The sequence below is a fragment of the Cellulomonas sp. P4_A2 genome, from assembly GCF_056402515.1.
Map to the genome: position 1 here is coordinate 47,005 of NZ_JBFUHG010000014.1, position 24,902 is coordinate 71,906.

Annotated in this window: 28 protein-coding genes, 1 tRNA gene and 1 other RNA gene; 14 read left to right on the top strand and 16 right to left on the bottom strand. The window is 72.8% G+C overall.

The features are described 5' to 3' along the window. Positions 1-13 precede the first annotated feature (13 nt). Entirely contained in the window at positions 14-433 is a 420-nt protein-coding gene (locus AC1DUE_RS14090) for a VOC family protein (protein WP_477040060.1), read from the top strand. Position 434: 1 nt separating this feature from the next. On the opposite strand, the gene AC1DUE_RS14095 is transcribed toward AC1DUE_RS14090, so the two are convergent. Then, complete coding sequence (locus AC1DUE_RS14095; RefSeq protein WP_477040061.1) at positions 435-1,406, bottom strand: EamA family transporter; 972 nt, start codon at positions 1,404-1,406, stop codon at positions 435-437. A 75-nt stretch (positions 1,407-1,481) separates the two neighbouring features. Here AC1DUE_RS14095 and AC1DUE_RS14100 point away from each other — a divergent pair, with 75 nt between their 5' ends. Then, a complete protein-coding gene (locus tag AC1DUE_RS14100) occupies positions 1,482-2,042 on the top strand; it encodes a CGNR zinc finger domain-containing protein (RefSeq protein ID WP_477040062.1) in 561 nt (186 codons plus the stop codon). Between the two features lie 88 nt (positions 2,043-2,130). Next, positions 2,131-2,931, top strand: a complete 801-nt coding sequence (locus tag AC1DUE_RS14105) for a M15 family metallopeptidase (protein ID WP_477040063.1) — start codon at positions 2,131-2,133, stop codon at positions 2,929-2,931. Positions 2,932-2,966: 35 nt separating this feature from the next. Here AC1DUE_RS14105 and rnpB read toward each other — a convergent pair. Next, positions 2,967-3,349: RNase P RNA component class A (gene rnpB / locus AC1DUE_RS14110), an RNA gene on the bottom strand. Positions 3,350-3,376: 27 nt separating this feature from the next. Further along, positions 3,377-3,850: a hypothetical protein gene (locus AC1DUE_RS14115; protein WP_477040064.1), complete on the bottom strand. Its 474-nt coding sequence runs from the start codon at positions 3,848-3,850 to the stop codon at positions 3,377-3,379. Positions 3,851-3,968: 118 nt separating this feature from the next. Here AC1DUE_RS14115 and AC1DUE_RS14120 point away from each other — a divergent pair, with 118 nt between their 5' ends. Then, complete coding sequence (locus tag AC1DUE_RS14120; RefSeq protein WP_477040065.1) at positions 3,969-4,271, top strand: LuxR C-terminal-related transcriptional regulator; 303 nt, start codon at positions 3,969-3,971, stop codon at positions 4,269-4,271. Here the strand turns inward: AC1DUE_RS14120 and AC1DUE_RS14125 are convergent. Beyond that, positions 4,253-4,636 (bottom strand): tautomerase family protein, encoded by a 384-nt coding sequence (locus tag AC1DUE_RS14125; RefSeq protein ID WP_477040066.1) that lies wholly within the window; start codon positions 4,634-4,636, stop codon positions 4,253-4,255. The genes AC1DUE_RS14120 and AC1DUE_RS14125 overlap by 19 nt on opposite strands. A gap of 57 nt (positions 4,637-4,693) precedes the next feature. Here AC1DUE_RS14125 and AC1DUE_RS14130 point away from each other — a divergent pair, with 57 nt between their 5' ends. Next, positions 4,694-5,476: a YaaA family protein gene (locus AC1DUE_RS14130; RefSeq protein ID WP_477040067.1), complete on the top strand. Its 783-nt coding sequence runs from the start codon at positions 4,694-4,696 to the stop codon at positions 5,474-5,476. Then, positions 5,473-6,624: an SLC13 family permease gene (locus AC1DUE_RS14135; protein WP_477040068.1), complete on the top strand. Its 1,152-nt coding sequence runs from the start codon at positions 5,473-5,475 to the stop codon at positions 6,622-6,624. The genes AC1DUE_RS14130 and AC1DUE_RS14135 overlap by 4 nt, the downstream gene beginning before the upstream one ends. Before the next feature lie 88 nt (positions 6,625-6,712). On the opposite strand, the gene AC1DUE_RS14140 is transcribed toward AC1DUE_RS14135, so the two are convergent. The 9 genes from AC1DUE_RS14140 to AC1DUE_RS14180 form a co-directional block, all read right to left on the bottom strand. Next, positions 6,713-7,852: a bifunctional RNase H/acid phosphatase gene (locus AC1DUE_RS14140; protein ID WP_477040069.1), complete on the bottom strand. Its 1,140-nt coding sequence runs from the start codon at positions 7,850-7,852 to the stop codon at positions 6,713-6,715. A 2-nt stretch (positions 7,853-7,854) separates the two neighbouring features. Continuing rightward, positions 7,855-8,601: a zinc ribbon domain-containing protein gene (locus tag AC1DUE_RS14145; RefSeq protein WP_477040070.1), complete on the bottom strand. Its 747-nt coding sequence runs from the start codon at positions 8,599-8,601 to the stop codon at positions 7,855-7,857. Further along, positions 8,598-9,794 carry a Nif3-like dinuclear metal center hexameric protein gene (locus AC1DUE_RS14150; RefSeq protein ID WP_477040071.1) on the bottom strand — a complete coding sequence of 399 codons (1,197 nt, stop codon included), beginning with the start codon at positions 9,792-9,794 and terminating at the stop codon, positions 8,598-8,600. Before AC1DUE_RS14150 ends, AC1DUE_RS14145 begins: the two co-directional genes overlap by 4 nt. A gap of 9 nt (positions 9,795-9,803) precedes the next feature. Further along, positions 9,804-10,658, bottom strand: a complete 855-nt coding sequence (locus AC1DUE_RS14155) for an MOSC domain-containing protein (protein WP_477040072.1) — start codon at positions 10,656-10,658, stop codon at positions 9,804-9,806. 16 nt (positions 10,659-10,674) lie between these two features. Next, complete coding sequence (locus AC1DUE_RS14160) at positions 10,675-11,904, bottom strand: type II toxin-antitoxin system HipA family toxin (RefSeq protein ID WP_477040073.1); 1,230 nt, start codon at positions 11,902-11,904, stop codon at positions 10,675-10,677. Further along, positions 11,901-12,131, bottom strand: a complete 231-nt coding sequence (locus tag AC1DUE_RS14165; protein WP_028046576.1) for a helix-turn-helix domain-containing protein — start codon at positions 12,129-12,131, stop codon at positions 11,901-11,903. Before AC1DUE_RS14165 ends, AC1DUE_RS14160 begins: the two co-directional genes overlap by 4 nt. 95 nt (positions 12,132-12,226) lie before the next feature. After that, a tRNA-Val gene (locus AC1DUE_RS14170) sits at positions 12,227-12,300 on the bottom strand. 29 nt (positions 12,301-12,329) lie between these two features. Then, complete coding sequence (locus AC1DUE_RS14175; protein WP_477040074.1) at positions 12,330-12,797, bottom strand: peroxiredoxin; 468 nt, start codon at positions 12,795-12,797, stop codon at positions 12,330-12,332. Positions 12,798-12,817: 20 nt separating this feature from the next. After that, positions 12,818-13,237 carry a DUF3052 domain-containing protein gene (locus AC1DUE_RS14180; RefSeq protein ID WP_477040075.1) on the bottom strand — a complete coding sequence of 140 codons (420 nt, stop codon included), beginning with the start codon at positions 13,235-13,237 and terminating at the stop codon, positions 12,818-12,820. A 311-nt stretch (positions 13,238-13,548) separates the two neighbouring features. Here AC1DUE_RS14180 and aceE point away from each other — a divergent pair, with 311 nt between their 5' ends. Beyond that, positions 13,549-16,293 (top strand): pyruvate dehydrogenase (acetyl-transferring), homodimeric type, encoded by a 2,745-nt coding sequence (gene aceE, locus AC1DUE_RS14185; RefSeq protein WP_477040076.1) that lies wholly within the window; start codon positions 13,549-13,551, stop codon positions 16,291-16,293. A gap of 190 nt (positions 16,294-16,483) precedes the next feature. Here aceE and AC1DUE_RS14190 read toward each other — a convergent pair whose 3' ends face one another. Further along, positions 16,484-17,173 (bottom strand): hypothetical protein, encoded by a 690-nt coding sequence (locus AC1DUE_RS14190; RefSeq protein WP_477040077.1) that lies wholly within the window; start codon positions 17,171-17,173, stop codon positions 16,484-16,486. Positions 17,174-17,286: 113 nt separating this feature from the next. Between AC1DUE_RS14190 and AC1DUE_RS14195 the strand changes: the two genes are divergently transcribed. The 5 genes from AC1DUE_RS14195 to AC1DUE_RS14215 all read left to right on the top strand — a co-directional run bounded on the left by AC1DUE_RS14195 (position 17,287) and on the right by AC1DUE_RS14215 (position 22,264). Further along, complete coding sequence (locus tag AC1DUE_RS14195; RefSeq protein ID WP_477040078.1) at positions 17,287-18,546, top strand: PucR family transcriptional regulator; 1,260 nt, start codon at positions 17,287-17,289, stop codon at positions 18,544-18,546. A 79-nt stretch (positions 18,547-18,625) separates the two neighbouring features. Beyond that, complete coding sequence (locus AC1DUE_RS14200; RefSeq protein ID WP_477040085.1) at positions 18,626-19,603, top strand: ACP S-malonyltransferase; 978 nt, start codon at positions 18,626-18,628, stop codon at positions 19,601-19,603. Further along, positions 19,600-20,604, top strand: coding sequence for a beta-ketoacyl-ACP synthase III (locus tag AC1DUE_RS14205; RefSeq protein ID WP_477040079.1), 1,005 nt, complete (start codon positions 19,600-19,602; stop codon positions 20,602-20,604). Before AC1DUE_RS14200 ends, AC1DUE_RS14205 begins: the two co-directional genes overlap by 4 nt. 79 nt (positions 20,605-20,683) lie before the next feature. Continuing rightward, positions 20,684-20,932, top strand: a complete 249-nt coding sequence (locus tag AC1DUE_RS14210; RefSeq protein WP_028048687.1) for an acyl carrier protein — start codon at positions 20,684-20,686, stop codon at positions 20,930-20,932. 69 nt (positions 20,933-21,001) lie between these two features. Next, positions 21,002-22,264 (top strand): beta-ketoacyl-[acyl-carrier-protein] synthase family protein, encoded by a 1,263-nt coding sequence (locus tag AC1DUE_RS14215; protein WP_477040080.1) that lies wholly within the window; start codon positions 21,002-21,004, stop codon positions 22,262-22,264. A gap of 58 nt (positions 22,265-22,322) precedes the next feature. Here the strand turns inward: AC1DUE_RS14215 and AC1DUE_RS14220 are convergent, their stop codons facing one another. Then, positions 22,323-22,823 (bottom strand): DUF3145 domain-containing protein, encoded by a 501-nt coding sequence (locus tag AC1DUE_RS14220; RefSeq protein ID WP_477040081.1) that lies wholly within the window; start codon positions 22,821-22,823, stop codon positions 22,323-22,325. Positions 22,824-22,954: 131 nt separating this feature from the next. Continuing rightward, positions 22,955-23,443 carry a peptide deformylase gene (gene def, locus AC1DUE_RS14225; RefSeq protein WP_477040082.1) on the bottom strand — a complete coding sequence of 163 codons (489 nt, stop codon included), beginning with the start codon at positions 23,441-23,443 and terminating at the stop codon, positions 22,955-22,957. Positions 23,444-23,580: 137 nt separating this feature from the next. Between def and AC1DUE_RS14230 the strand changes: the two genes are divergently transcribed. Beyond that, the gene (locus AC1DUE_RS14230) at positions 23,581-24,255 is read left to right on the top strand and encodes an ATP-binding cassette domain-containing protein (RefSeq protein ID WP_477040083.1); all 675 of its coding nucleotides are present in this window, start codon (positions 23,581-23,583) and stop codon (positions 24,253-24,255) included. After that, on the top strand, positions 24,255-24,902 hold a 648-nt coding region (locus tag AC1DUE_RS14235; RefSeq protein ID WP_477040084.1), incomplete at its 3' end, for a YhgE/Pip domain-containing protein. The genes AC1DUE_RS14230 and AC1DUE_RS14235, both read left to right, overlap by 1 nt.

Below are 24,902 nucleotides of genomic sequence, written 5' to 3' on the forward strand. Positions count from 1 at the left end.
TAGCCTGCGTCGCATGGCTTCCGTGATCTCCCAGCTCGTCATCGACTCGGCCGACCCGCACGCCCTCGCCGCCTGGTGGCGCGAGGTCCTGGACTGGACGTACCCGTGGGAGGCGGCCGACGACGACGTCGAGGTCGAGATCGGTCCGTCCGACGGCTCCGCGGCCAACATGCTGTTCCTCAAGGTCCCCGAGCTGAAGACCGCCAAGAACCGGATCCATCTCGACGTCCGCCCGCCGAACGGCTCGAACCAGGCCGCCGAGCTCGACCGCCTCCTGGCCCTCGGAGCGACCCGCGCCGACATCGGCCAGGGCGACGACGTCCCCTGGCACGTCCTGGCCGACCCCGAGGGCAACGAGTTCTGCCTGCTGCGGAGCACCCCCGAGGAGGCCGCGGCCCGCCTGGCCGCCGAGACCGCGGAGGCTGCGGGCTGACCTACCGGGCGGTCGGCAGCTCGGCGTGCCGGTCGTCCACCGGGGCGACCGCCTCGGCCGGGACCGCCGTCCCGCGCCGGACCAGGGCGATCCCCGCGACGACGAGCACCATGCCGGCCAGCTGCGTCGGCAGMGGCGCCKCGCCGACGAGCACCCAGGCCAGCAGGACGGCGACGAGCACCTCGGAGAGGGCAAGGAACGACGCGAGCCGCTCACCGAGGAGCCGCACCGACAGCGCGCTGACGCCGTAGGCGAAGGCGGTCGGCACGGTCGCGACGATGAGCAGCGGCACGATCCAGTGCACCTGGGCGCCGAGGAGGTCGACGCTCACGTCGGGAGCCGCCATCGGCAGGATCCCGACCGCGGCGACGAGCCCGATCGTCACCGCGCCGACCACCATGCCGGCCCCGGCGAGGCTGATCGCGGGGAGCTCGGTCGGGCGCCCGGTGAATGCGAAGTAGGCGGCGTTGCCCACGGCGGCGAGCAGCGCGAAGGCCAGCCCGAGCGGGTCGAGCTCGAGCGACCCGGTCAGGTCGAGGACCAGGACCAGTCCGCCGGTCGCCAGGGCCGCGCCGGCCAGCGTCGCGCGCTCGGGCGCCTTGCGCTCCCGTGCCCAGCGCCATGCGACGAGCAGCAGCGGCCCCATGTACTCGACGAGGAGCGCCACGGCGACGGGCAGCCGGTCGACGGCGAGGAAGTACATCGTCGAGGCCGTGGCCACGCCGAGGACCCCGAACCCCAGCACGGTCCTCCACTCGACCCGGAGCAGGTACCAGCGGCCGTGCAGCGCCCACGCGGCGGGTCCGGCGAGCAGCAGGGCCGCGACGGACAGCCGGACCAGGATCGCCGACCCGGGCGACCAGCCGGCGACGAGCAGCGGCTTGACCACCGGGCCGCTGGTCGCGAACGCCATCGCCGCGACCAGACCTGCGACGATGCCGACGGAGCGGTCCCGTGCGGCGGTCGTGGGCATGGCGTGGCTCCAGGCTTGTCATGAGTGAAAGGGCGCTACGCTCATGACAGTAGCGCGAATCCGACAGGAGTCAACGTGGTATTTGCCCATGACACCGAGGCGAACCTCGCCGCCGCGGCCGAGCTCGTGAACAGCGCGCGCCGTCGCGACGGGCACGACGCCATGGCGACGACCGACGACGTGAGCGAGTTCTACACGCGCTGGGGCTACTCGGTGCGGCACGACGGCGACGGCACCGAGCTGGCCGCGGTCCGCGACGCCCGCGACCAGATCGCCGAGCTGTGGGAGGTCGACCGCGACACCGCGGCACCGCTCCTCAACGCGATGCTCGCGCGCGGGGGCGCCGTCCCGTTCCTGGTGCGCCACGACGAGCTCGACTGGCACCTGCACGGCACTGAGCCCGACGCGCCACTCGGCACGGTCATGCTCGTCGAGACCGCGATGGCGATGATCGACGTGGTGCGCAGCAACGAGTACGACCGCCTGCAGCACTGCGCGGCCGACGACTGCGACGCGGTTCTCGTCGACCTCTCCCGCAACCGCTCCCGCCGCTTCTGCGACGTCAACGGCTGCGCCAACCGAGCGCACGTGGCCGCGTACCGGTCTCGGCGCGCGCACGGCACCGAGAGCGGATGAGCCTGCCGGCGGGACCGCCTGACGCCTGACGTGTATCCGCTCCGACCCTTCGCACCCTGGTGTTCATCGGAACCAGGGAGGCGACGAGATGTCCACCACCATGAACGGCTACGCGCGCATCGACACGATCGATGATCGCTTGACCCTGGCCACGGTCGCCGGGCACAGCACACGTCTGCTGGGCGGCCCCGTGGCGACGGTCCTCTGCGAGGTCGGGCGACGTTTCCACACAGACGTCGAGCCCGTCACCACCTTCAACGGATGGCGCAGCGCCGCCTTGAACAAGAGCTCCGGTGGTATCACGAGCTCCAACCACCTCTCGGGGACCGCCGTCGACGTCAACGGCGGCAAGCACCGCAGGTTCGAGCACGGCACCTTCACCGACGCCCAGGTCTCCGCGATCCGACAGATCCTCGTGGACCTCGGCGGGGTCGTGCGCTGGGGTGGCGACTGGAACGGCGACGGCCGCCTGACGGAAGGCGATGCGGACGAGATGCACTTCGAGGTCGTCTCCAACATCGCCACCCTCACCCCGGTCGCGAACCGCATCGCCGACCCTCTGCACCCGGACGGGGTGCCCTTGAACAACCTGACCGCACACCTGGAGGACGACATGGTCACCGACATCATCGAGCTGTACACGCGGATCCTGGGTCGCGGACCCTCGACCGACGACATCTGCGCGCGGCTCGTCCAGACACCGACGCAGGTCGTGGACGACCTGCTGAACGCATCGCCGACCAACGAGCCGAGCTCGGTCGACGCCGCCTACCGCGACTACCTGAACCGGGCACCTGACCCGATCGGTCGGGCCTCGTGGGGAGCGCAGCCCACGATCCGCGCGATGCGCGCCGGGCTCAAGGCGGCAGCCGCCGACGGCGCGACCTGATCCGGGGCGCCCGCGAACGGCGGGCGCCCTGAGAGCGGATGAGTCAGTCGATACGCCGGGTTCTGTCCTCGCGCGCGGTTGCCCGCAGCTGCGCGAGTGGCGGCCATCCCTCTACGACGTACGTTGCCGCACGCCTCCAGCGGCCTACCCGGGAGCTCGGGCGAGCAGCCCTCGAACACTCCCTGTCTGGCCTTGCTCCGGGTGGGGTTTACCGAGCCGCACCGGTCACCCGGCACGCTGGTGGTCTCTTACACCACCGTTTCACCCTTACCGGCCCAGCGAGCTGAGCCGGCGGTCTGTTCTCTGTGGCACTTTCCCGCGGGTCACCCCGGGTGGGCGTTACCCACCACCCTGCTCTGCGGAGCCCGGACGTTCCTCGGCAGGCCCGAGGGCCTGACGCGGCCGCCTGACTGACTCATCCGCGCCGACAGCCTAGCGGCCACCTTCACCGTCCCGTGCACGTGCCCGTGACGGTGAAGGTGGTCTCGGCGCCGGTGCCGGAGAGCCGGACGTCGCCGGAGTCGCTGATCACGAAGTCGGTGATCGTCCCCTCGAAGCTGTGGTCGCCCTCCGCCGAGACCGTGCCCGTCCCGAGGGCGAGCGTGACGGTCACGGTCGTGGCGTCGTCGGCGAAGACGAGGTCGAGGGTGCCCTCGTCGGGGTTCACGCAGCTGCTGGCGGGACCGGTGACCTCCACCGTGCCGTCCGCGGTCGCGAGCGTGAAGCCGTCGCCGGGCACGGCCGGGTCCGAGGTCGTGGGTTCCGACGAAGGAGACGACGAAGGGGACGACGACGTCGACGACGAGGACGAGGCAGCCGGGGACGGGGACGCCGCGTCGTCGGCGGTGCCGCAGGCACCCAGTCCGAGCACGACGACCGAGGCGAGCAGAAGACCCGACAGAAACGTGCGACGACGCATGGCGACTCCCCCGGCTGGACGATGCGAGCAACCCCGACGGTAGTCGGCTTGCACCTCGGCCGGAGGCTCAGGGCGAGATCGCGCCCATCCACCAGCCGCTCCGCACCGAACCCAGGGCATGGACACCACACCGCCCCTGACCCAGCGAGAGCGCGTGATCCTCGCGCACCTCGCTCTCCCCCTGACGCTCGGCGAGATCGCCGCGTCGCTGTTCGTCACCCGGAACACCGTGAAGTCGCAGGTCCGCTCCATCTACATGAAGCTCGGCGTCGCGGATCGAGAGAGCGCCCTGCACGCCGGCCGGGCCTGGGGCCTCGTGCCCGAAGGTCTGGGCAGCATGGACGGCGACGACGAGGCCGACCACGTCCGACCGAACCGGGCCGACGTGCCGAGGCCGTCGGTTCAGACGTCGACGCGGTAGTCCAGCGACAGCTCGTCGCCCGAGACCCCGCGGATCCCCCAGTTCTCCGGCGGGCTCTCGATGATGATCACCTCGAGGTCCTCGACGGACAGGCCGAGGGTGGGTGCGACGTCGTCGTAGAACGCGGCGATCAGGGCACGCCTGGCCGACCGGGACCTCCCCGTGAAGCAGAGGATCTCGATCACCAGGTACTCCTTGGACCTCGGCGCCACCAGGTCGTCGGCGTCGAGCAGGAAGAACCGGTGGAACCGCTTCTCGGGCGGGAGACCCCAGGTCCCGACGATCGCGCGGTGCACCGCGTCCGACAGCGAACCGCGTCGGTCCTGCCAGACGTCGCGCCGGCCGTAGATCTTCACGTGCGCCATGCGGGCCTCCTCGGGACTCCTCGCGTGGTTTCGTCGCGCGGAGCCTACAGTTCAGGCGTGCTCGTGCTCCTGCCACCCTCCGAGGGCAAGACGCCGCCGCGCGCCCGCGGCCCTCTGCTCGACCTCGATGCACTGACCGCACCCGGCCTGACGCCGTTGCGCGAGAAGGTGCTGGACGCGCTCGCGCAGGTCAGTGCATCGCCGGACGCCGTCGCCGCGCTGGGCGTCGGTCCCAGCCTTACCGACGAGGTCGCACGGAACGTCCACCTGCGCACCGCCCCGACGGCACCGGCCAAGAAGGTCTACACAGGCGTCCTCTACGGGGCGGCCGGGCTCGACCGGCTCACACCCACGGCTCGGTCGCGTGCCGCCGAGTCGGTCCGGATCGTCTCCGGGCTGTGGGGCCTGGTCAGCCCCGACGACCACATCCCCGCCTACCGGCTGTCGATGGGCACCGACCTGCCCGGCATCGGACCGCTGGCCGGCGCGTGGAAGGCGTCGCTGGGCGTCGAGCTGCAGGAGCGCGCCGAGGGCGAGCTGGTCGTCGACTGCCGCTCGGCCACCTACCTGGCCGCCTGGCACCCGCCGACGAGCGCCGACTGGGTGGCCGTGCGCGTGCTGCGCCAGGAGCCCGACGGCTCCCGCTCGGTCGTCTCGCACAGCGCGAAGCACACGCGCGGCGTGCTGACGCGGCACCTGCTCACGCGCCGCGGGAAGGCTCCGCAGGATGCGAGGAGCCTCGCGCGCGTGGCCGGCGAGCTCGTCGGGACGGAGCTTCTCGCCGTCGAGCTCGGTCCACCGGGCCGCGGTGCGCGCACGCTGTCGCTCGTCGTCGCGTGAGGCGTATCCCCTGGTGGCTGGTCGCGGTCCTGGTGACCGTGCTCGTCGTCGTGACCGGCTGGCTGCCGCACGACGACGCGATCGAGCTGGCCGAGCGCACGCTGCCGATCCTCGTCTTCGTCGCGGGCCTGACGGTCGTCGCGGAGATGTGCGCGGGCGCCGGGTTGTTCGAGCAGGCCGCCGGGCTCGCCGCGCGGGTCGCCGGGAACCGGCGGTGGGCGCTGTGGGCGCTCGTCGTGCTGCTCGCCGTCCTCAGCACGGCGGTCCTCTCGCTCGACACCACCGCGGTGCTGCTCACGCCTGTCGTCATCGCGCTCGCCCGGCGCACGCACACGCCACCGCTGCCCTTCGCGCTGGCCGTGCTCGCGCTGGCCAACACCGCGTCGCTGGTGCTCCCGGTGTCCAACCTGACCAACCTGCTGGCGGACCACACGCTCGAGGTGGGCTACCTCGGCCTGATGTGGGCGCCCGCGGTCGCGGCCATCGTCGTGACGGTCGTGATCCTCGCGATCCGCGACCGCCGCGTGCTGCGCGGCGCGTTCGACCCGAACCTGCCGCGCCCGCCCCGGGACGTGCCGCTGCTGGTGGTCACGGCCGTGACCGTGGGGGTCCTCGGAGTGGCGTTCGCCCTCGGCGCGCCGACCGCCCCGACGGCCGTCGCAGCGGCCGTCCTGCTCCTCGTCATGACCCTCGCCCGGCACCAGAAGCTGCCCGTGAAGGCCCGTGACCTGGTGCCGTGGCGCACCTTGCTCGTGGTGCTCGGGCTGTTCGCCATCGTCGAGACCCTGCACTCCCACGGCCTCGGGGCGCTCCTCGCCGACGCGTCGGGCACCGGCACGGGTCCCGTGGACCTCCTGCGGGTGGCGGGCGTCGGCGCGCTCGCGGCCAACGGGCTGAACAACCTGCCCGCCTACCTCGCGCTGGAGCCCGCGATGGGCGGCGACGCCCTGCGGATCGCGGCGCTGCTGATCGGGACCGGTGTCGGTCCGCTGATCACGCCCTGGGGATCGCTCGCGACGGTCCTGTGGTGGCAGCGGTGCCGCGCGGTCCTGCTGGACGTGCCGACCCGGACGATCGTGGGCCAAGGCCTGCTGCTGGCCCCCGTGGCGGTGGTCGTCTCGACGCTGGCGCTGGTCGCCGCCCACTAGGCTGGCAGCGCGGCCCGGCGTAAGAGGGACGCAGTCCGATGGATCGGGCGCCTCGCCCTGTGCGGGCCAGGTGCCCGATCTGCCCGCGTCAGGGCCGGCCGCCCCACCCCTCGCTCGGCGCACCGACCACCGCGACCTCGTTGCGGCGGTCCTCGAACCACCGGACGATGCTCACCGACGCCGGCGCGACCCGCAGCTGGCTCCACGACGACGGCTGCGCGCCCATGGTGACGCCGAGCGCCGCCCGGATCGAGACGGCGTGGCTGACCACGACGACCGTGCGGTCCACCCCCTCGGCCAGCAGCGCCTCGAGCCCGCCGCGCAACCGGATCCCGACGTCCTCGATCGACTCCCCGCCCGGCGGCCGCACGTTGGCCTCGGTGTGCCACGGCTCGAGCTGACCGGGCCAGCGCTCCTCGATCTGCTCGGAGGTCAGGCCCTGCCAGTCGCCGAAGTTCGCCTCCTGGAAGGTGGCGTCCGTGCGCACCGGGAGGCCGAGCCGCTCGGCGATGATCCCGCCGGTCATCTGCGTGCGGACCATCGGCGACGCGATCACGAGGCTCGGGTACGGGATGTCGCCCCAGAGGTCACGGCCGACGCGGTCGACGAGGTCGGCGGCGGCGTGCGCCTGCCCGATCCCCGTCTCGTCGAGCGGCGGACCCGGCTCGCCCGAGCCCGAGTAGCCCCGGGCGACGGTCATGGTCGTCTGCCCGTGCCGGACCAGGACCACCGTGACCGGCTCATCCTCGTCGAAACGGACGCCGGCGCCCGAGGGGCGCGGGGCTCGGCCCAGTGGTGCGGCGACGTCGCTCACGTGGGCAGTCTTGCGGTCCATCGCCAGGTTGGCGAGCCGGTCGGCCGCGCCGTTCTGGGCGCGAGGCACCCAGGTCCACGTCACGCGGGCGGGATCGACGACGGAGCGCGCCTCGGCGGCGAGCCGGCGCATGTCCTCGTGCTTGATCTGCCAGGCGCCGCTCATCTGCTCGATGACGAGCCGCGAGTCCATCCGGACCTCGATCGATGCGTCCGCGTCGATCGCGACCGCCGCCTTCAGCCCCGCGACCAGGCCGGAGTACTCGGCCACGTTGTTGGAGACGACCCCGAGGTAGTCCGCCCGCTCGGCGAGCACGGCACCCGTGGCGGCGTCACGCACGAGCGCGCCGTAGCCGGCCGGACCCGGGTTCCCCCGCGATCCGCCGTCGGCCTCGACGACGAGCCGGCGCGCCACGGTCAGCCCCGCGCGGGCTCGGGCAGCCGCACGAGGATGCGCCCGCACTCCTCGCAGCGCACGACCTGGTCCTCGGGCGCCTTGCGGATGGCCTCGACGTCCAGCGGGTTCAGCTCGAGCCGGCAGCTCTCGCACCGTGCACCGCGCAGCGCACCGGCACCGCGGCCACCCAGCTGGGCCCGAAGCTTCTCGTAGAGGGTGACCAGCGCGGCGTCCAGACCTTCGACGGCGACCGCACGCTCGGCGCGGACCTTCTCGGCGTCGGCGTCGAGCGCCGCGAACGCGGCATCCCGCTCGGCCTCGACGTCGGCCCGCCGGGACGCCAGCGAGTCGTGCGCGGTGGTGACCTCGGCGAGCGCGGTCTCGTGGGCCTCGAGCCGCTCCATGACGTCCAGCTCGACCTCCTCGAGGTCGGACTGGCGACGACCGAGCGCGACGAGCTCGCTCTGCAGCGCCTGCAGGTCCTTCGGGCTGCCCTGTCCGGAGTCGAGCCGGGCCTGGTCGCGCGCAGCCCGCACGCGGACCTGCTCGACGTCGCCCTCGGCCTTGGTCAGCTCGCGCTTGAGGTCACCGACCGCAGTCCGGCTGGTGACCAGCGCGGTGTGCAGGTCTCCCACCTGGGAGTCGAGCTCGACCAGCCGCGCCAGCTCCGGCAGGGTCCGCCGCTTGTGCGCGATCTGGTCCAGCCGCGTGTCGAGCTCCTGGACGTCGAGCAGTCGGCGCTGGTCCGCTGCGGGGGCTGTGGTCACGGGTGTCCTTCGGTCGTGGCGTGTGGTGCGGTCCGCTCGGGGCTCGCGACGCGACCCGTCCACGGGTCGGTGCTCAACGTGCTGACGCGCGTCTCCACCGTAGTCCCCGCGGCGGCGGCATCCTGCTCCAGCGCCCGCGCCGCGTGGGCGAGCCACGGCCACTCGGACGCGAAGTGGGCGACGTCGACGAGGTACGGGGTGCCGTCCTCGTGGTCCGCGCGCTCGCGCAGCTCCGAGGCGGGGTGGTGGCGCAGGTCCGCGGTCACGTACGCATCGACGCCGGCGCGACGGACGGCGTCGAACAGGGAGTCGCCCGACCCGCCGACGACGGCGACGCGCTCGACGCGCCCGTCGGGGTCACCGGCGAACCGGATGCCCTGCGCGGTGGCCGGCAGGGCGTTCGCGACGACGGCCGCGAACTCCCGCAGCGTCGTCGGCACGGGCAGGCGCCCCACTCGGCCGATGCCCGTCGACCCAGCCCACGACGCGAGCTCGAGGACGTCGAACGCGGGCTCCTCGTACGGGTGCGCGACCCTCATCGCGGCGACGACGGCGGAGCGCATGCGCCGGGGCGCGACCATCTCGACGCGTGCCTCGACGACCCTCGACGCCACGCCGGCGGACCCGATCGTCGGGTTCGCGTCCTGCGACGGCGTGAAGGTGCCCTCGCCGGTCGAGGTCCACGCGCACCGCGTGTACTCCCCGATCGCACCGGCACCCGCGGCCGCGAGCGCGTCGACGAGCTGCTCGGCGGAGCCGACCGGGACGAAGACCACGTGCTTGTCGAGCGCCTCGGCGGGCGCGGCGTCGAGCGGCGCCGTGTCGACCAGTCCCAGTGCGGAGGCGAGCGCGTCCGCGACTCCCCCGGTCGCCGCGTCGGCGTTGGTGTGCGCCGTGTAGAGGCCGATCCCGCCGAGCACCAGCCGGTGCAGCAGCGCGCCCTTGAAGGTGGTCGCGGCGATCGACTGGACCGGCTTGAGCAGCAGCGGGTGGTGGGTCACGACGAGGTCGGCACCCCACGCGGCGGCCTCGTCGACGACCGCCGCGACGGGGTCGACCGCGAACAGGACGCGCGCGACGGTCTGCGACGCGTCGCCTGTCACCAGCCCGACCGCGTCCCAGGACTCGGCGGTGGCCGGCGGGTAGCGCCGCTCGAGCAGCCGGACGACGTCGGCCAGGGTCGCTGCGCTCACGCCTGCACGTTACCCAACGTGGACCTCGTCGCCGACGGAGATCGCCCCGGACCGCACCGGCACCATCTGGATCCCGAACCACACCTCGCCGTCCCAGCGCCGGTGCTTGGCCAGCGTGCGCAGCGGCTCGCGCCCGACCTGCTGCGTGTCCGGGTCGATCGTCGTGAGCACGCACCGGCCGCAGGTGTCGGCGAACCGCAGCTCCACGTCCCCGACCGTCAGCGTGGACCAGCCGTCCTCCGCGAACGGCTCGAGGTCGCCGTCGACCACCAGGTTGGGCCGGAACCGCCGCATGTCCAGCGCCTGCCGAGGCTCAGGCGCCGGCCGACCGCGCTCGAGGCTCGTCTGCACCAGCTCGTCGTGGCTCTGCGCCGCCCAGGCGTCGAGCCGGGCCAGCGACGCGGTCGTCGTCACGTGCACGGGACCGGTGTCGGTGAGGGCGAGCGGGTCGTCCAGGGTCCCACCGTGGTTCTCGGACATCCCCCGGCGTCGCGGGTCGTCGAGCCACACGAACCGCACGGACCGGCCGAGCAGCTCGGAGCACCAGGCCGACGCCTCGTCCCCGGCGAGCGTCGCGACCGACACCCGGCTGAGCTCCACGGCGACGTCCGGCGGGCCCTCCGGCTCGGGCACGGTGATCGTCGGCAGGCCGGCGCCGGACAGCTCGACGCCGCCGTCGACGACGCGGGCGTGGGCGGCCAGCATCCGGGGGAACTTCCGCGCGGTCAGGGTCTCGCCGTCGTCGTCGATCAGCATCCACCGCCGGTCACCGCGAGGTCCGGAGACCTCCACGTCCATGCGGTCCAGGGGTACGCCGGCGAAGGACTTCACCGGGAAGACGGTCAGCGCGGAGACGACAGGCACGTGCGGACCATAACAATCAGGTTCCCAGCTGCTCGACACGACGCTCGACCTGCGCCCAGGCCTTCTCGGAGACCCCGGGGTGCACGGACCGCTCGACGTCCGCGAGCGCGGCCGCCGTGGCCTCGACGGTCTGCGTCACCACGCGCCGCGCCCGGGCAGGCGTGAGCCCCCAGGACGCCCCTTCCGCGACGAGGTCGTCCACCGTGACCTCCGCGATCGCGCGACGGCCCGCGACGTCGAGCGCGAGCAGGCCGGACGAGACCCCGGTGTGCTCGTGCATCGACACGTCGTACGCCGGCGCCAGCTCGACCCGGGCGCCGTCCGCGTGCCGGACGAACGAGTGGTTCTTGGCGTGCGCGTCCGTGTTGCCGATCAGCACGGTGAACGTGGCCAGCCGCAGCAGCGGGTCGGGCGTGGCGCCACCGTCGGTCAGCACGCCCGCGGCCGCGGCGTAGGAGGGCAGGGCACGGCCGCGCTGGAACTTGCGGTCGGGGTCGGCGGTGGACAGACCCAGCGCCTGGGCCAGGTCCTCCTGGTGCACGCGCCGCACGGTGCCGGCTTCGGCGACGCGGTCGTAGCGCTCCACGACGATGGCCCGGAGCTCGCCGAACCGTTCGATGCGCGCCTCGACGCCGGTCAGTCCGACGCGCCGCGCCAGGTCGAGCGCCGCTGCCTCGGTGTCGATCAGGTCCCGCGTCGGCGACGTCTCGGGGCGCGAAAGCTTGAGGATGTGCGTGGACGGCGCGCCACCGCGGACGCGCGCCCACCCGTCCGGGGTCCGCGCGAGAGCGACCTTGGGCTCCATCCCGGCCAGCGACGTCAGCGAATCGAGCCGGTCGCCGCCCCCGCCGTGCCTGGCGGCATGCGTCAGCATCGCGGCGATCTCGTCGTCGTCGACGGGTTCGAGCCGACCGGTCGTGGCGGGATCCGGGGCACCCTCGTCGACGAACACCACGGCACCGGCCGTGTCCTTGCCGTACACCGCGAGCATGGCCATCGTGTCGTCGGGGTCGATGCGGTGCTCCGCGGCCATGGTGCTGCGGGCACGTCCCTCGGGCAGCAGCCCCTCCAGCCAGACGCGCACGCGCGCCGGGTGACGCCCCTCCGGCGACCCGACGGGCAGGAGGTGGGAGACCACCCGCGACCCGTTCCCCCAGCGGCGCACGGCCTCCTCGCTCCAGGTCAACGTCATGCCCGACCGCACCGTCGCGGCCCGGGTGCCGTACAGCCAGACGTCGAGGCTCACCGCTGCTCGACCCGCAGGACGACCCCCAGCTCGCGCAGCACCGCGAACAGCCGGTCGGTGTAGAGGCTGGGCTTGCCCTGCTCGATCTCGTTGACGTAGCGCCGGGAGATCCCCAGCTCGTCGGCCAGCTCGGCCTGCGTCAGCCCGCGCGCCGATCGCGTCTCGCGCAGGAACCGGCCCAGGTCGCTCGGGCGCGTCACCCATGCCCACGGCTTGTCGTCGCTCATCGGGGCCTCCGTGTCACCATATCCGCACATCGGTTCGTGGTAACCATATCGTTACTCGACACCAATGTCACCATATGGTGGCGCGGAAAGCACGGTGGGCCCGGCCGGTTTCGAACCGGCGACCTCCGCGGTGTAAGCGCGGCGCTCTGACCAGCTGAGCTACAGGCCCCTGACGACGACGGGCGCTCAGCCTACCGGTCAGGCAGCGGCCAGGGCCGCGACCGCGGCGCGGTACTCGGCCAGGGGACGCGCACGTCCGGGCGGGTTCACGACCGACCAGCGCAGGATGCCGTCACCGTCGACGAGGAAGCTGCCGCGCACGGCGTGCCCCTTGGCCTCGTCGAAGACCCCGTAGGCCCGGGCGACCTCGCCGTGCGGCCAGAAGTCGGAGAGGAGGTCGAAGCCGAAGCCCTCCTGGGCGGCCCAGGCTCGCAGCGAGTGCCTGGGGTCGCAGGAGATGACGGCGACGTGCACGCCGGCCTGCTCGAACTCGGCGATGTTGTCGCGCAGCTCGCACAGCTCCCCGGTACACGTGCCGGAGAATGCGAACGGGACGAACACCAGGACGGCGGGTCCTCCGAGCAGGCCGCTCAGCGTCACGGGCGTGCCGTGCGTGTCGGGCAGGGAGAAGTCCGGAGGGGTCTGCCCGAGCAGCGGGGTCGTCATGGAAACGACCCTAACAACGGTCAGCGGCCGCGGCCTCTGGCGGCGAGACGGGTGGCCGACCAGTCCGTCGCGATCGACAGGGTGCTCATCGCGTGCAGGCCGGACGTCGTCGCGGCCTCCTCGATGTCGCTGTGCGACACGTGGCCGGAGCGCCCGGCCTTCGGGGTCAGCACCCAGATCGGGCCGCTGTCGTCGAGCACCGTCAGGGCGTCGACCAGCGCGTCGGTGAGGTCGCCGTCGTCCTGCCGGAACCAGATCACCGCGCCGTCCGTGACGTCGTCGTAGTCCTCGTCGACAAGCTCGGTACCGGTGATGGCCTCGAGCCCGGAGCGCAGGGTGTCGTCGACATCATCGTCGTAACCGAACTCCTGGATCACCTGACCCGCGGCGAAACCCAGACGAGACGCTGCGTTCGCAGCGCCGTCCGTGGTGGATGACACGTCCTGACCGATCCCTTCCCTCGCTCGCCCCAGGCCGGGGCGACGCTTCCTGATGCCAAACCGTAGCCCACCGCACAGGGGCCCGGCCTGGCAAGACACGAGCGCGTCCCGACGAGCGCGCGGCCTGTGTCATGGACGTCACGTGGCTGTTCCTTGGACTCGGTGTGACTTTCGGGCCCTCGGGGTCAGAGAATGGGTCCACTACCCCGAACCCGCCACATGCCGACCCAGGCGTGTCCGGCGGGGACGGAACAGATGCGCCGCCGATGCCGACCGGGCTCGTGCGCGCGGACGAGACGCAAGGAGCGCAGGTGGCTTCGATCGACGAGACGGGACCGCTCATCGGCGGCCTGCTCAGCCAGGTCCCGGACATCGACCCGGACGAGACCGGCGAGTGGGTGGAGTCCCTCGACGGACTCATCGACGAGAAGGGCGGACCGCGCGCGCGGTACGTGCTGCTGAGCATGCTGCGGCACGCCCGACAGCGGAACGTGGCCATCCCGGCCTCGCTCAACACGCCTTACGTCAACACCATCTCGGTGCACGACGAGCCGTACTTCCCCGGCGACGAGGCGCTCGAGCGCCGCTACCGCTCGTGGATCCGCTGGAACGCCGCCGTCATGGTGACGCGCGCGCAGCGGCCCGGCGTGGGCGTCGGCGGGCACATCTCGTCGTACGCGTCCGTCGCAACGCTCACCGAGGTGGGCCTCAACCATTTCTTCCGCGGCAAGGACCACCCCGGCGGCGGCGACCAGGTCTATTTCCAGGGCCACGCCTCCCCCGGCGTCTACGCCCGCGCGTTCCTCGAGGGCCGCCTGTCCGAGCACCAGCTCGACGGGTTCCGCCAGGAGCTGTCGCACCCGGGCGGCGGCCTGCCCTCCTACCCGCACCCGCGCCTGGCGCCGGACCTGTGGGAGTTCCCGACCGTGTCGATGGGTCTGGGCCCGTCGGCGGCGATCTACCAGGCGTGGACCAACCGCTACCTGCACCTGCGCGGCATCAAGGACACCAGCGAGCAGGACGTGTGGGCGTTCCTCGGCGACGGCGAGATGGACGAGCCCGAGTCGCGCGGCATGCTCCAGCTGGCCGGCCAGCAGGGGCTCGACAACCTGACGTTCGTCGTCAACTGCAACCTGCAGCGGCTCGACGGCCCGGTGCGCGGCAACGGCAAGATCATCCAGGAGCTCGAGGCGCAGTTCCGCGGCGCCGGCTGGAACGTCATCAAGGTCGTCTGGGGCCGCGAGTGGGACGCCCTGCTCAACGCCGACAAGGACCGCTCGCTGGTCAACCTCATGAACACGACCCCGGACGGCGACTTCCAGACGTTCCGTGCCGAGGACGGCGCGTTCATCCGCGAGCACTTCTTCGGCCGCGACCCGCGGACCAAGGCGCTCGTCGAGAAGATGACGGACGACGAGATCTGGGCGCTCAAGCGCGGCGGGCACGACTACCGCAAGATCTACGCCGCCTACAAGTTCGCACGCGAGCACACGGGCCAGCCGACGGTGATCCTGGCGCACACCATCAAGGGCTACGGCCTGGGCTCCGGGTTCGCCGGGCGCAACGCGACGCACCAGATGAAGAAGCTCAAGTCCGACGACCTCAAGACGCTGCGCGACTCGCTGCACATCCCGATCACGGACGAGCAGATCGACGAGAACCCGTACCTGCCGCCGTACTTCCACCCCGGCACCGAGGACGAGGGCATCCAGTACATGCTCGAGCGTCGTCGTCAGCTGGGCGGGTTCGTGCCTGAGCGCCGCTCGGTCCACAAGCCCCTGACGCTGCCCGACCCGAAGGTCTACGAGGGCCTGGCCAAGGGTTCGGGGCACCAGGACGTCGCCTCGACGCAGGCGCTCGTGCGGCTGTTCAAGGACCTCGTGCGGGACAAGGAGTTCGGCCACCGCCTGGTGCCGATCATCCCCGACGAGGCCCGCACGTTCGGTCTGGACTCGATCTTCCCGAGCGCCAAGATCTTCAACACGAACGGCCAGAACTACATGGCCGTGGACCGCGAGCTCATGCTCTCCTACAAGGAGTCCGAGTCCGGCCAGATCATGCACACGGGCATCAACGAGGCCGGCAGCGCGTCGGCGTTCCAGGCCGTCGGCACGTCGTACGCGACGCACGGCGAGCCGCTGATCCCGTTCTACTTCTACTACTCGATGTTCGGGTTCCAGCGCACGGGCGACCAGTTCTGGGCCGCCGGCGACCAGATGGCCCGCGGGTTCCTCATCGGCGCCACCGCAGGTCGCACCACCCTGACCGGTGAGGGTCTGCAGCACGCCGACGGGCACTCGCCGCTGCTGGCCGGGACCATGTCGCACGTCGTGCACTTCGACCCGGCCTACGGGTACGAGATCCGGCACATCGTGCGCGACGGCATCGAGCGCATGTACGGCGAGGCGGGCGGTCGCGACCGCGACGTCATCTACTACCTGACCGTCTACAACGAGCCCATGCCGCAGCCGGCCGAGCCGGAAGACGTGGACGTCGAGGGCATCCTGCGCGGGATCCACCTCATCTCGCCGGTCGAGGGCGACGGGCCGCGTGCCCAGATCCTCGCGTCGGGTGTGGCCGTGCCGTGGGCCCTGGAGGCCAAGAAGCTGCTCGCCGAGGACTGGGGCGTCCAGGCCGCGGTCTGGTCCGTGACCAGCTGGAACGAGCTGCGTCGCGACGGCCTCGCCGCCGACCAGCAGGCGTACCTGCACCCCGGCGAGGAGGAGCGCGTCCCGTACCTCACGGCCAAGCTGCAGGGTGCCGAGGGTCCGTTCGTCGCGACGACGGACTACGACCACCTCGTCGCCGACCAGGTCCGCGCCTGGATCCCCGGCACGTACGCCACGCTCGGCGCCGACGGCTTCGGCTTCTCGGACACCCGCGCGGCGGCTCGCCGGCACTTCAAGATCGACGGTCCGTCGACGGTGGTCCGCGTGCTCCAGCAGCTCGCGCGCACCGGTGCGGTCGCGCCGGAGGTCGTCGCTCAGGCCATCGAGCGGTACCGCCTGCACGACGTCACGGCCGGCACGTCCGGCAACGCCGGCGGCGACAGCTGACGGTCTGACGCTCGCAGCACGACGAAGGCCCGGGCAGCTGCCCGGGCCTTCGTCGTGAGCCTGTCCCCACCGAGCGCTCGCGCGCACTCGCGTCACCGAGCGCGGTCGTCCGTCGCCGAGCGCGGTCGCGTGGAGCGCGCGCTCGAGCACCCGCGGGAGCCGTCGGCGACGGACCGGGGCGTTGGGTGCGTCAGGTGCCGGGGATGTTCTGCTCGGCGTGGGCCAGCTCGCGGCCGAGCTCGCCCTTGAGGTCGGCGACCGCCGACTGGTCAGGCACGAGGTCCAGGGCCGCGATGTGCTGCTTGGCCTCGAGCGGTCGTCCGGCCTCGATGGAGGCGAGCACGAGCTGGCGGGCGACCTCGGGGTCGTGCTCGCGCGGGCGCCAGTGGCCGACGCCCAGGCCGATCGCGTCGACGGGCATCTCGGCGCTGCGCAGGAGGGCCAGCGCCTCGACGAGCGCCCTGCCGGACGGGTCGCGCTCGGCGGCGGTGGTGAGCCTGCGCAGGGTGCCCTCGTGGTCGTCGGAGACCGACAGACGCGCCACCTCGATGAGCGGGTACCAGGCGCGCGGGTTGCCGGCGAGCTCCTCGCCGAGCGCCCACACGGCCAGGTCCGCGGCGCGCTGACGCTCGCCGTCGTCGGGCGGGGCGGCCAGCGGGTCGTCGTCGGCGACCGTGGACTCCGCGGCCCGGCGACGGACGATCTCGGCGAGTGCGACGAAGGCCCGTTCGTTGTTGGGGTCGTCGCTCAGCATGGACCGAAGTGCGTCCTCGTGGAGGGTGTCCCCGCGCCGCGCAGCACTGGTCGGACGGCGCGCGCCGACCCGCGAGGCCGAGGACGGCCGTCGCATGAGCTGACGCAGACGGGGCAGGAGAGCCATGGAGCGACCTTATCCGTAACGGACGAACCACACCGGCTGATGGGCTCCCCGACACGGGTGTGCGCGAGGCAACGTTTGTCGACTTCCCACAACCGTCACCCTATGCTCGCCCCATGTCCAGCACCCTCGACGGGCGCGCGCCCCAGCCGCCGCTGCCGCCCACCCGACCCCGACGGGCACCGTCGGCCCGGGTCAAGACGCCCGCTCTGGAGTCCCGTGGCGGTCCCGAGACCCAGCGCCGGGTGCGCGAGGGCGCGGGGCTGCTGTCCGCGGCCGCGATGCGGCGGCTGGACGAGGACCTGGAGTGGTACCGCGAGCTGCCGGCGGAGGACCGCTCGTGGGTCGGCCTCATCGCTCAGGCGGGCATCACGGCGTTCGTCACCTGGTTCGCGGAGCCGACCCGGCCGCCGCACGGGGTCGGCGACATCTTCGCCACCGCGCCGCCCGAGCTGACCCGGTCGATCTCGCTCCAGCACACGCTCCAGCTGGTGCGCGTGGTGGTCGACGTCGTCGAGACGAACAGCGACCGGCTGGCCGCACCCGGCGACGAGCGGGAGGTCCGTGAGGCCGTCCTGCGCTACTCGCGCGAGGTGGCGTTCTCGGCCGCGGAGGTCTACGCCCGCGCCGCGGAGATGCGCGGTGCCTGGGACGCGCGGCTCGAGGCGCTCGTCGTGGACGCCCTGGTCAGGGGCGACGCGGACGACGCGCTGCGCTCACGCATCGCCGCACTGGGCTGGAGCGGCCGAGGATCGACCCTGGTCATGGTGGGCACGACGACGTCCGCGCTCGACGACGTCCGCGCCGCCGAGCTGCGGCGGGCCACCCGCCGGGCGGCCGACGACGCGCTCGTCGGCATCCAGGGCGACCGCCTCGTCGTGTTCCTCGGGGGCGAGGGCGACCTGCGCGCCGCGGCGTCGACCCTGCTCCCCCGGTTCGGCCCCGGTCCCGTGGTGATCGGGCCCGTCGTCGGCGACCTGACCGACTCGGCCCGCTCCGCCCGCGCGGCTCTGTCCGGGCTGCTCGCCGCGCCCGCGTGGGAGCAGGCTCCGCGTCCGGTGCAGGCCGACGAGCTGCTGCCTGAGCGCGTGCTCATCGGCGACGAGACGGCCCGCCGGACGCTCGTCGCGCAGGCGTTCGCCCCGCTCGCCGCCAGCCAGGGGTCCCTGCTCGAGACGCTGTCGGCATACCTCGGCACCGGGCGGTCGCTGGAGGCGGCCGCACGCACGCTGTACGTGCACCCGAACACCGTCCGGTACCGCCTGCGACGCGTCGCGGACGTCACCGGCTGGGACCCGCTCGACGCCCGCGAGTCGTACGTCCTGCAGACCGCGCTGGCGCTCGGACGGCTCGACGCAGCGAACGTCTCTTTGTAGGAGAGGTACAAGGGGGCCCCAGAAGGTTGGTGCACGCCGTGACCGGGACAGCCGGCGCCGGGAAGGAAGAGTGGAGCGCGTGCTCGTCGTCGTCTGCCCCGGTCAGGGCGCCCAGTCCCCCGGCATGCTCGCCCCGTGGCTCGAGCTGCCGTCCGTCGCCGAGTCGATCGCGAGGGCGTCCCGCACCACGGGCCTCGACCTGGTCGCCCACGGCACCACCTCGGATGCCGACACCATCCGGGACACGGCCGTCGCCCAGCCCCTGCTCGTGGCGTCCGCGCTCGCGACCGTCCGGGCCGTCCTGGACATCGACGCGGACGCGCCGCTCGCCCTGACGGCCCAGCCGCTGCTCGGTGCGACCGCGGGCCACTCGGTCGGCGAGCTCGCCGCGGCGGCGATCGCCGGCGTGCTGACGGACGACGAGGCGCTGCGCCTGGTCGCCGTCCGGGGCGCTGCCATGGCCCGCGCGGCCGCCGCGACTCCCACCGGGATGAGCGCCGTCCTGGGCGGCGACCCCGACGAGGTCCTCGCCTCGCTCGCGCAGCACGGGCTCGTGCCCGCGAACGTCAACGGCGGCGGGCAGGTGGTCGCGGCCGGCACGCTCGACGCTCTCGCCGCGTTCGCCGCGGCCCCGCCGGCCAAGGCGCGCGTCATCACGCTGCAGGTGGCCGGCGCGTTCCACACCGAGCACATGGCCCCCGCGGTCGCCGAGCTCCGCGCCGCGGCCGACGCCGTCACGCCGGGCGAGCCTCTCGTGCCGCTGCTGACCAACTCCGACGGCTCCGTCACCGCCTCCGGGGCCCGCGCGCTCGAGCTCATCGTCGCGCAGGTGGCCAACCCCGTCCGCTGGGACCTGTGCCAGGTCACGCTGCAGCAGCTCGGGGTCACCGGCCTGCTCGAGGTCGCCCCCGGCGGGGTGCTCACGGGTCTGGCGCGGCGTACGCTTCCCGGGGTCGAGACGGTCGCCGTCAAGACCCCCGCCGACCTGGACGCCGCTCGCGACCTCATCCGTCGGCACGCCGGTACCCCTCAGAACAGCATGGAGAACCCGTCGTGACCCGACCCACCCTCACGCAGGCCACCGGACCGGCGCACACCCGCATCCTGGGCCTCGGCGGCGTCCGCGGAGAGAACCTCGTCACCAACGACGACATCGCGGGCCCGATCGACTCCTCCGACGAGTGGATCCAGCAGCGCACCGGCATCGTCACGCGTCGTCGGGCTTCCGCCGGCACCGACGTGCTCGACCTCGCCGAGGAGGCCGCCAACCTCGCGCTCAAGGACGCCGGCCTCACCGGCGCCGACATCGACTGCGTGATCCTGTCGACCGTCACCTACTTCCACCAGACGCCCGCGGGCGCCGCGATCATCGCGGACCGCATCGGCGCCTCGCCGGCGGCCGCGTTCGACATCTCTGCCGCGTGCGCCGGGTACTGCTACGGCATCGGCCAGGCGGACGCCCTCGTGCGCGCCGGCACCGCGCGCAACGTGCTCGTCATCGGCGCCGAGAAGATGAGCGAGTTCATCGACCCGACCGACCGCACCATCTCGTTCCTGCTGGGCGACGGCGCCGGCGCGGTCGTCATCGGCCCGTCGGACACGCCCGGCATCGGCCCGACGATCTGGGGCTCCGACGGCGCGCAGTCGCAGGCGATCCGCCAGACGCACTCGTGGCTCGCCACGCGCGACGAAGGTGCCGGCTGGCCCACGCTGCGCCAGGAGGGGCAGAGCGTCTTCAAGTGGGCCGTGTGGCAGATGGCGCCGGTCGCGCAGAAGGCCATGGACGCCGCGGGCGTGACGGCCGACCAGATCGAGGCGTTCATCCCGCACCAGGCGAACATGCGGATCATCGACCAGATGATCAAGACGCTCAAGCTGCCCGAGACCGTCGTGATCGGCCGCGACATCGCCGACACCGGCAACACCTCGGCCGCGTCGATCCCCCTGGCCGCCGAGCGCCTGCTCCGCGAGGGCCAGGTGTCCAGCGGCGCGCTCGCGCTGCAGATCGGCTTCGGCGCCGGTCTCGTCTATGCCGCGCAGGTCGTGGTCCTGCCCTGAGCACGCTTCCGGTGCGGCCCCCGCTGTACCGTTCGTCCGACCCCACACAGCATGACCCCCAACTAACGAGGAGACACCGATGGCGTACAGCGAGCAGGAGATCCTGGCCGGCCTGGCCGAGATCGTCAGCGAGGAGACCGGCCTTCCGACGGACTCCGTCCTGCCCGAGAAGTCCTTCACCGACGACCTCGACATCGACTCGCTGTCGATGATGACGATCGTCACGCTGGCCGAGGAGAAGTTCGAGGTCACCATCCCCGACGACGAGGTCAAGAACCTCGCGACCGTCGGCGACGCCGTCAGCTTCATCGCGGGTGCACAGGCCTGAGCCTGTCCCGACCCGCCCGTCCGGGCGGTCCACACCTGAAACGTCCCCAAGATCCGACCTGGAGCACCGATGAGCCACGTACCTGATGTCGTCGTCACGGGACTGGGCGCGACCACCCCGCTGGGTGGGGACGTGGCCAGCACCTGGGCCGCCGCGCTGAACGGCGAGTCCGGCGCACGGCGCTTCGACGACGCCTGGTTCGAGCGCGCAGGCCGGTTCGGCATCCCGGTCGAGTTCGCGGCGACCATCAAGGTCGACCCGGGCGAGGTCCTGACCCGCCCCGAGCAGAAGAAGATGGACCTCTCCGCGCAGTACGCGATCATCGCGGCGCGCGAGGCCTGGGCCGACGCGGGCTCGCCCGAGGTCGACGGTGACCGGCTCGGCTCGGTCGTCTCGTCCGGCATCGGCGGCATCCAGACGATCCTCGACGCGTGGGAGAAGCTCCTCGGGAGCCCGGACGGCGGCGCACGCCGCGTCCTGCCCATGACCGTCCCCATGCTCATGCCCAACTCCCCGACGGCCTACGTGTCCTTGGAGTTCGGTGCCCGTGCCGGCGCGCACGCCCTCGTGTCCGCCTGCGCCTCGGGTGCCGAGGCGATCGGCTACGCGGTCGACATGATCCGGACCGGCCGTGCAGACGTCGTCATCGCCGGCGGCACCGAGGCGTCGATCCACCCCATGCCCGTGGCCGCCTTCGCCGCGTCCCGCACGCTCTCGCTGCGCAACGACGACCCCGAGGGCGCCTCGCGCCCCTACGACGTCGACCGCGACGGGTTCGTCATCGGCGAGGGCGCCGGCGTCGTCATCCTCGAGAGCGCCGAGCACGCCGCCGCCCGTGGCGCCCGCGTCTACGCGCGCATCGCGGGTGTCGGCCTGTCCGCCGACGGCTACCACATCACCTCCCCCGAGCCCTCCGGCGACGGGCAGGTCCGCGCCATGCGGGCCGCCCTCGAGGAGTCGGGGATCGCGCAGACCGACATCGTGCACGTCAACGCGCACGCCACGTCGACCGTCGTCGGCGACCTCATCGAGGCGCGCTCGATCCGCGGCCTGCTCGGCGACGAGGCCGACCACGTCGCGCTCTCGGCCACGAAGTCGATGACCGGCCACCTGCTCGGTGGCGCTGGCGCGCTGGAGACGATCTTCACCGTGCTGGCGCTGCACGACCGCCAGGCACCGCCGACGATCAACGTCGAGAACCCCGACCCGGAGCTGGTCCTGGACCTGGTCCGCGACAAGCCCCGCGCGCTGCGCGACGGGCAGATCGGCGCCGTGAACAACTCGTTCGGCTTCGGCGGCCACAACGTGGCTCTCGTCCTCGCGTCGGTCTGACGCGGCTCAGAGCTTCCAGCACTCGCCCGTCCACCGCGCCGTCGTTGGGGGCGTCGCCTCAGCCCACCCGGTGCAGCCAGCGCACCGGCGCGCCCGCGCCCGCGTACCGGAACGGCTCGAGCTCGTCGTCCCAGGCCTGACCGAGCGCGAGGTCCAGCTCGGTGCGCAGCCGCACCGGGTCCGCGGCGTGCTCGAGCGCGGCGCGGATGCGGTCCTCGGGCACGACGATGTTGCCGTGCACGTCGGTCGCGGCGTGGAAGATGCCGAGCTCCGGAGTGTGGCTCCAGCGCGACCCGTCGACGCCGTGGCTGGCTTCCTCGGTGATCTCGTAGCGCAGGTGCGCCCAGCCGCGCAGGGCGGAGGCCAGGCGGGCACCCGTGCCCTGGGGGCCCTGCCACGAGTGCTCGGTCCGGTAGAAGTCCGGGCCGGCAGGCTGCTCGATCCAGTCGAAGGACGCGCGTCCGCCCAGCACGTTGCCTGCCGCCCACTCGATGTGGGGGCACAGAGCGCGGGGTGCAGAGTGCACGAAAAGAACACCGCGGGCGATCGCACCTGCCATGTCGTCCTCCTGAACGGGCTTCGAGGTTCGTCTTCCCCAACGGCCTCAGCTTGTCCAGCAGTACGCACGGTCTCGCGGCGTGCTGGTGACAGCATGCACGAGCGCCCGGGGGAACGCCAGCCTGACGCGCCTCAGAGCTGGTCGCGGATGGTGCGCATGGCCTTCTTGCGCACCGACCGCTCGAGGCGGTCCAGGTAGAGCATCCCGTCGAGGTGGTCCACCTCGTGCTGCAGGCAGCGGGCCATCAGCTCGGTCCCCTCGACGACGACCTCCTTGCCGTCCAGGTCGGTCCCGACCACGCGTGCGTACCAGGCCCTCCGCGTCGGGTACCAGAGACCCGGGACCGACAGGCAGCCCTCGTCGCCGTCCTGGTACTCGTCCTCCGACAGCTCGACGATCACGGGGTTGAGGACGTAGCCGACCTCGTCGTCGATGTTCCAGGAGAACGCCCGCAGGCCGACGCCGATCTGGTTGGCCGCGAGGCCCGCGCGCCCGTCGGTGTCGACGGTCTCGACGAGGTCCTCGACGAGACCGCGCACCCGGGCGTCGATCGTGGTGATGGGGTCGCACGGGGTGCGCAGGACGGGGTCTCCGACGGTCCGGATCTCTCGCATGGCCATGCGGTGATCCTTTCATGGCCGACGCGTTCCCGAGGCGCGGCGGCAGCCGGGGTGTGACCAGGACGACAGCCCGAGCCCGTGCTCGGTCCAGCAGCCGGGCGTATCTTTGTACTGACCGGTCAGTTTAAGGAGTCGTCGTGTCGATCATCGCCCCACCCCTCGCCGCGCAGGCGCGCACCCTCGGGCTGACCTCGGACCGGGGAACCGTCTACGGCCCGCTCGACCTCGACGTCCCGGAAGGGACCCTCGCCGTCGTGCGCGGCCCGCAGGGGTCGGGCCGGACCACGCTCCTGCTGACGCTCGCCGGCCGGATGATCCCCGACGCGTCGTCGCAGCTCGTCGTCCTGGGGCACGTGCTCCCCGGCGACCGCACGGCGCTGCAGCGCGAGGCGGCCCTGGCCGGCTTCGCCGGGATCGACGAGCTGGACGACTCGGTGACCGTGGCGCAGCACGTCCGCGAGCGGCTCGCGTGGCTGTCCCCGTGGTACCGCCGGATGCGTCGACCGGACCAGGCCGACGTGGACGCACTCCTGCGACCCGTCTTCGGCGACCTGCCGGTGCCCGCCGCGGAGACCGTCGTCTGGCACCTCGACGAGGTCGAGGCCCTGCTGCTTCGGATCGCGCTGGCGATGGCCCAGGGTCCGCGCCTGCTCGTGGTCGACGACCTGGACCAGGTGCACGACCCCGACCGCCGCGCCCTCGTCTGGGAGCGGCTCGACGCCCTCACCGCCGACGGGCTGACCGTCGTCGCCGCCAGTGCGGCGGCAGCCCCCCGCACCGTTCTCGATCTCTCCGTCATGAAGGACGCCTGATGCTCTCGCTGACCTCCGGATCCGAGCTTCGCCGGTTCCGCCGCGGACGGCTCCCCCGCCTCGGCGTCGCCGCGATGCTGCTGGTCCCGCTGCTCTACGGCGCGCTGTACCTCTGGGCGTTCTGGAGCCCGACGTCGCACCTCGACCGGCTGCCGGTCGCCCTGGTCGACGCCGACACCGGGGCCACGCGCACCGACGGGACCCGGCTCTCGGCCGGCGCCGACCTGACCGACCAGCTCACCGACGCCGGGGCGCTCGACTGGCGCGTGACCGACCCCGCCGACGCGGCCGCGGGGGTGCGTGACGGTGACTACTACTTCGCGGTCACGATCCCCGACGACTTCTCGACGTCGCTCGTCTCGGCCGGCGGCGACGAGCCGACCAGCGCGCGGATCGACGTCACCTACAACGACGCCAACTCGTTCATCGGGACGACGCTCGGCCGCTCGGCCATGACGCAGGTGCGCGACGCGGTCGCCGAGACCGCGGGTCAGGAGGCCGTCGACCAGGTCCTGGTCGGGCTCGGGGACGCACGCGACGGTCTCGTCCAGGCGTCCGACGGTGCCGTCTCGCTGCGCGACGCCGCGACCCAGCTGGGCGACGGCGCCGCGCAGGTGGCCTCCGGGGCCGCGCAGGCGCGGGACGGC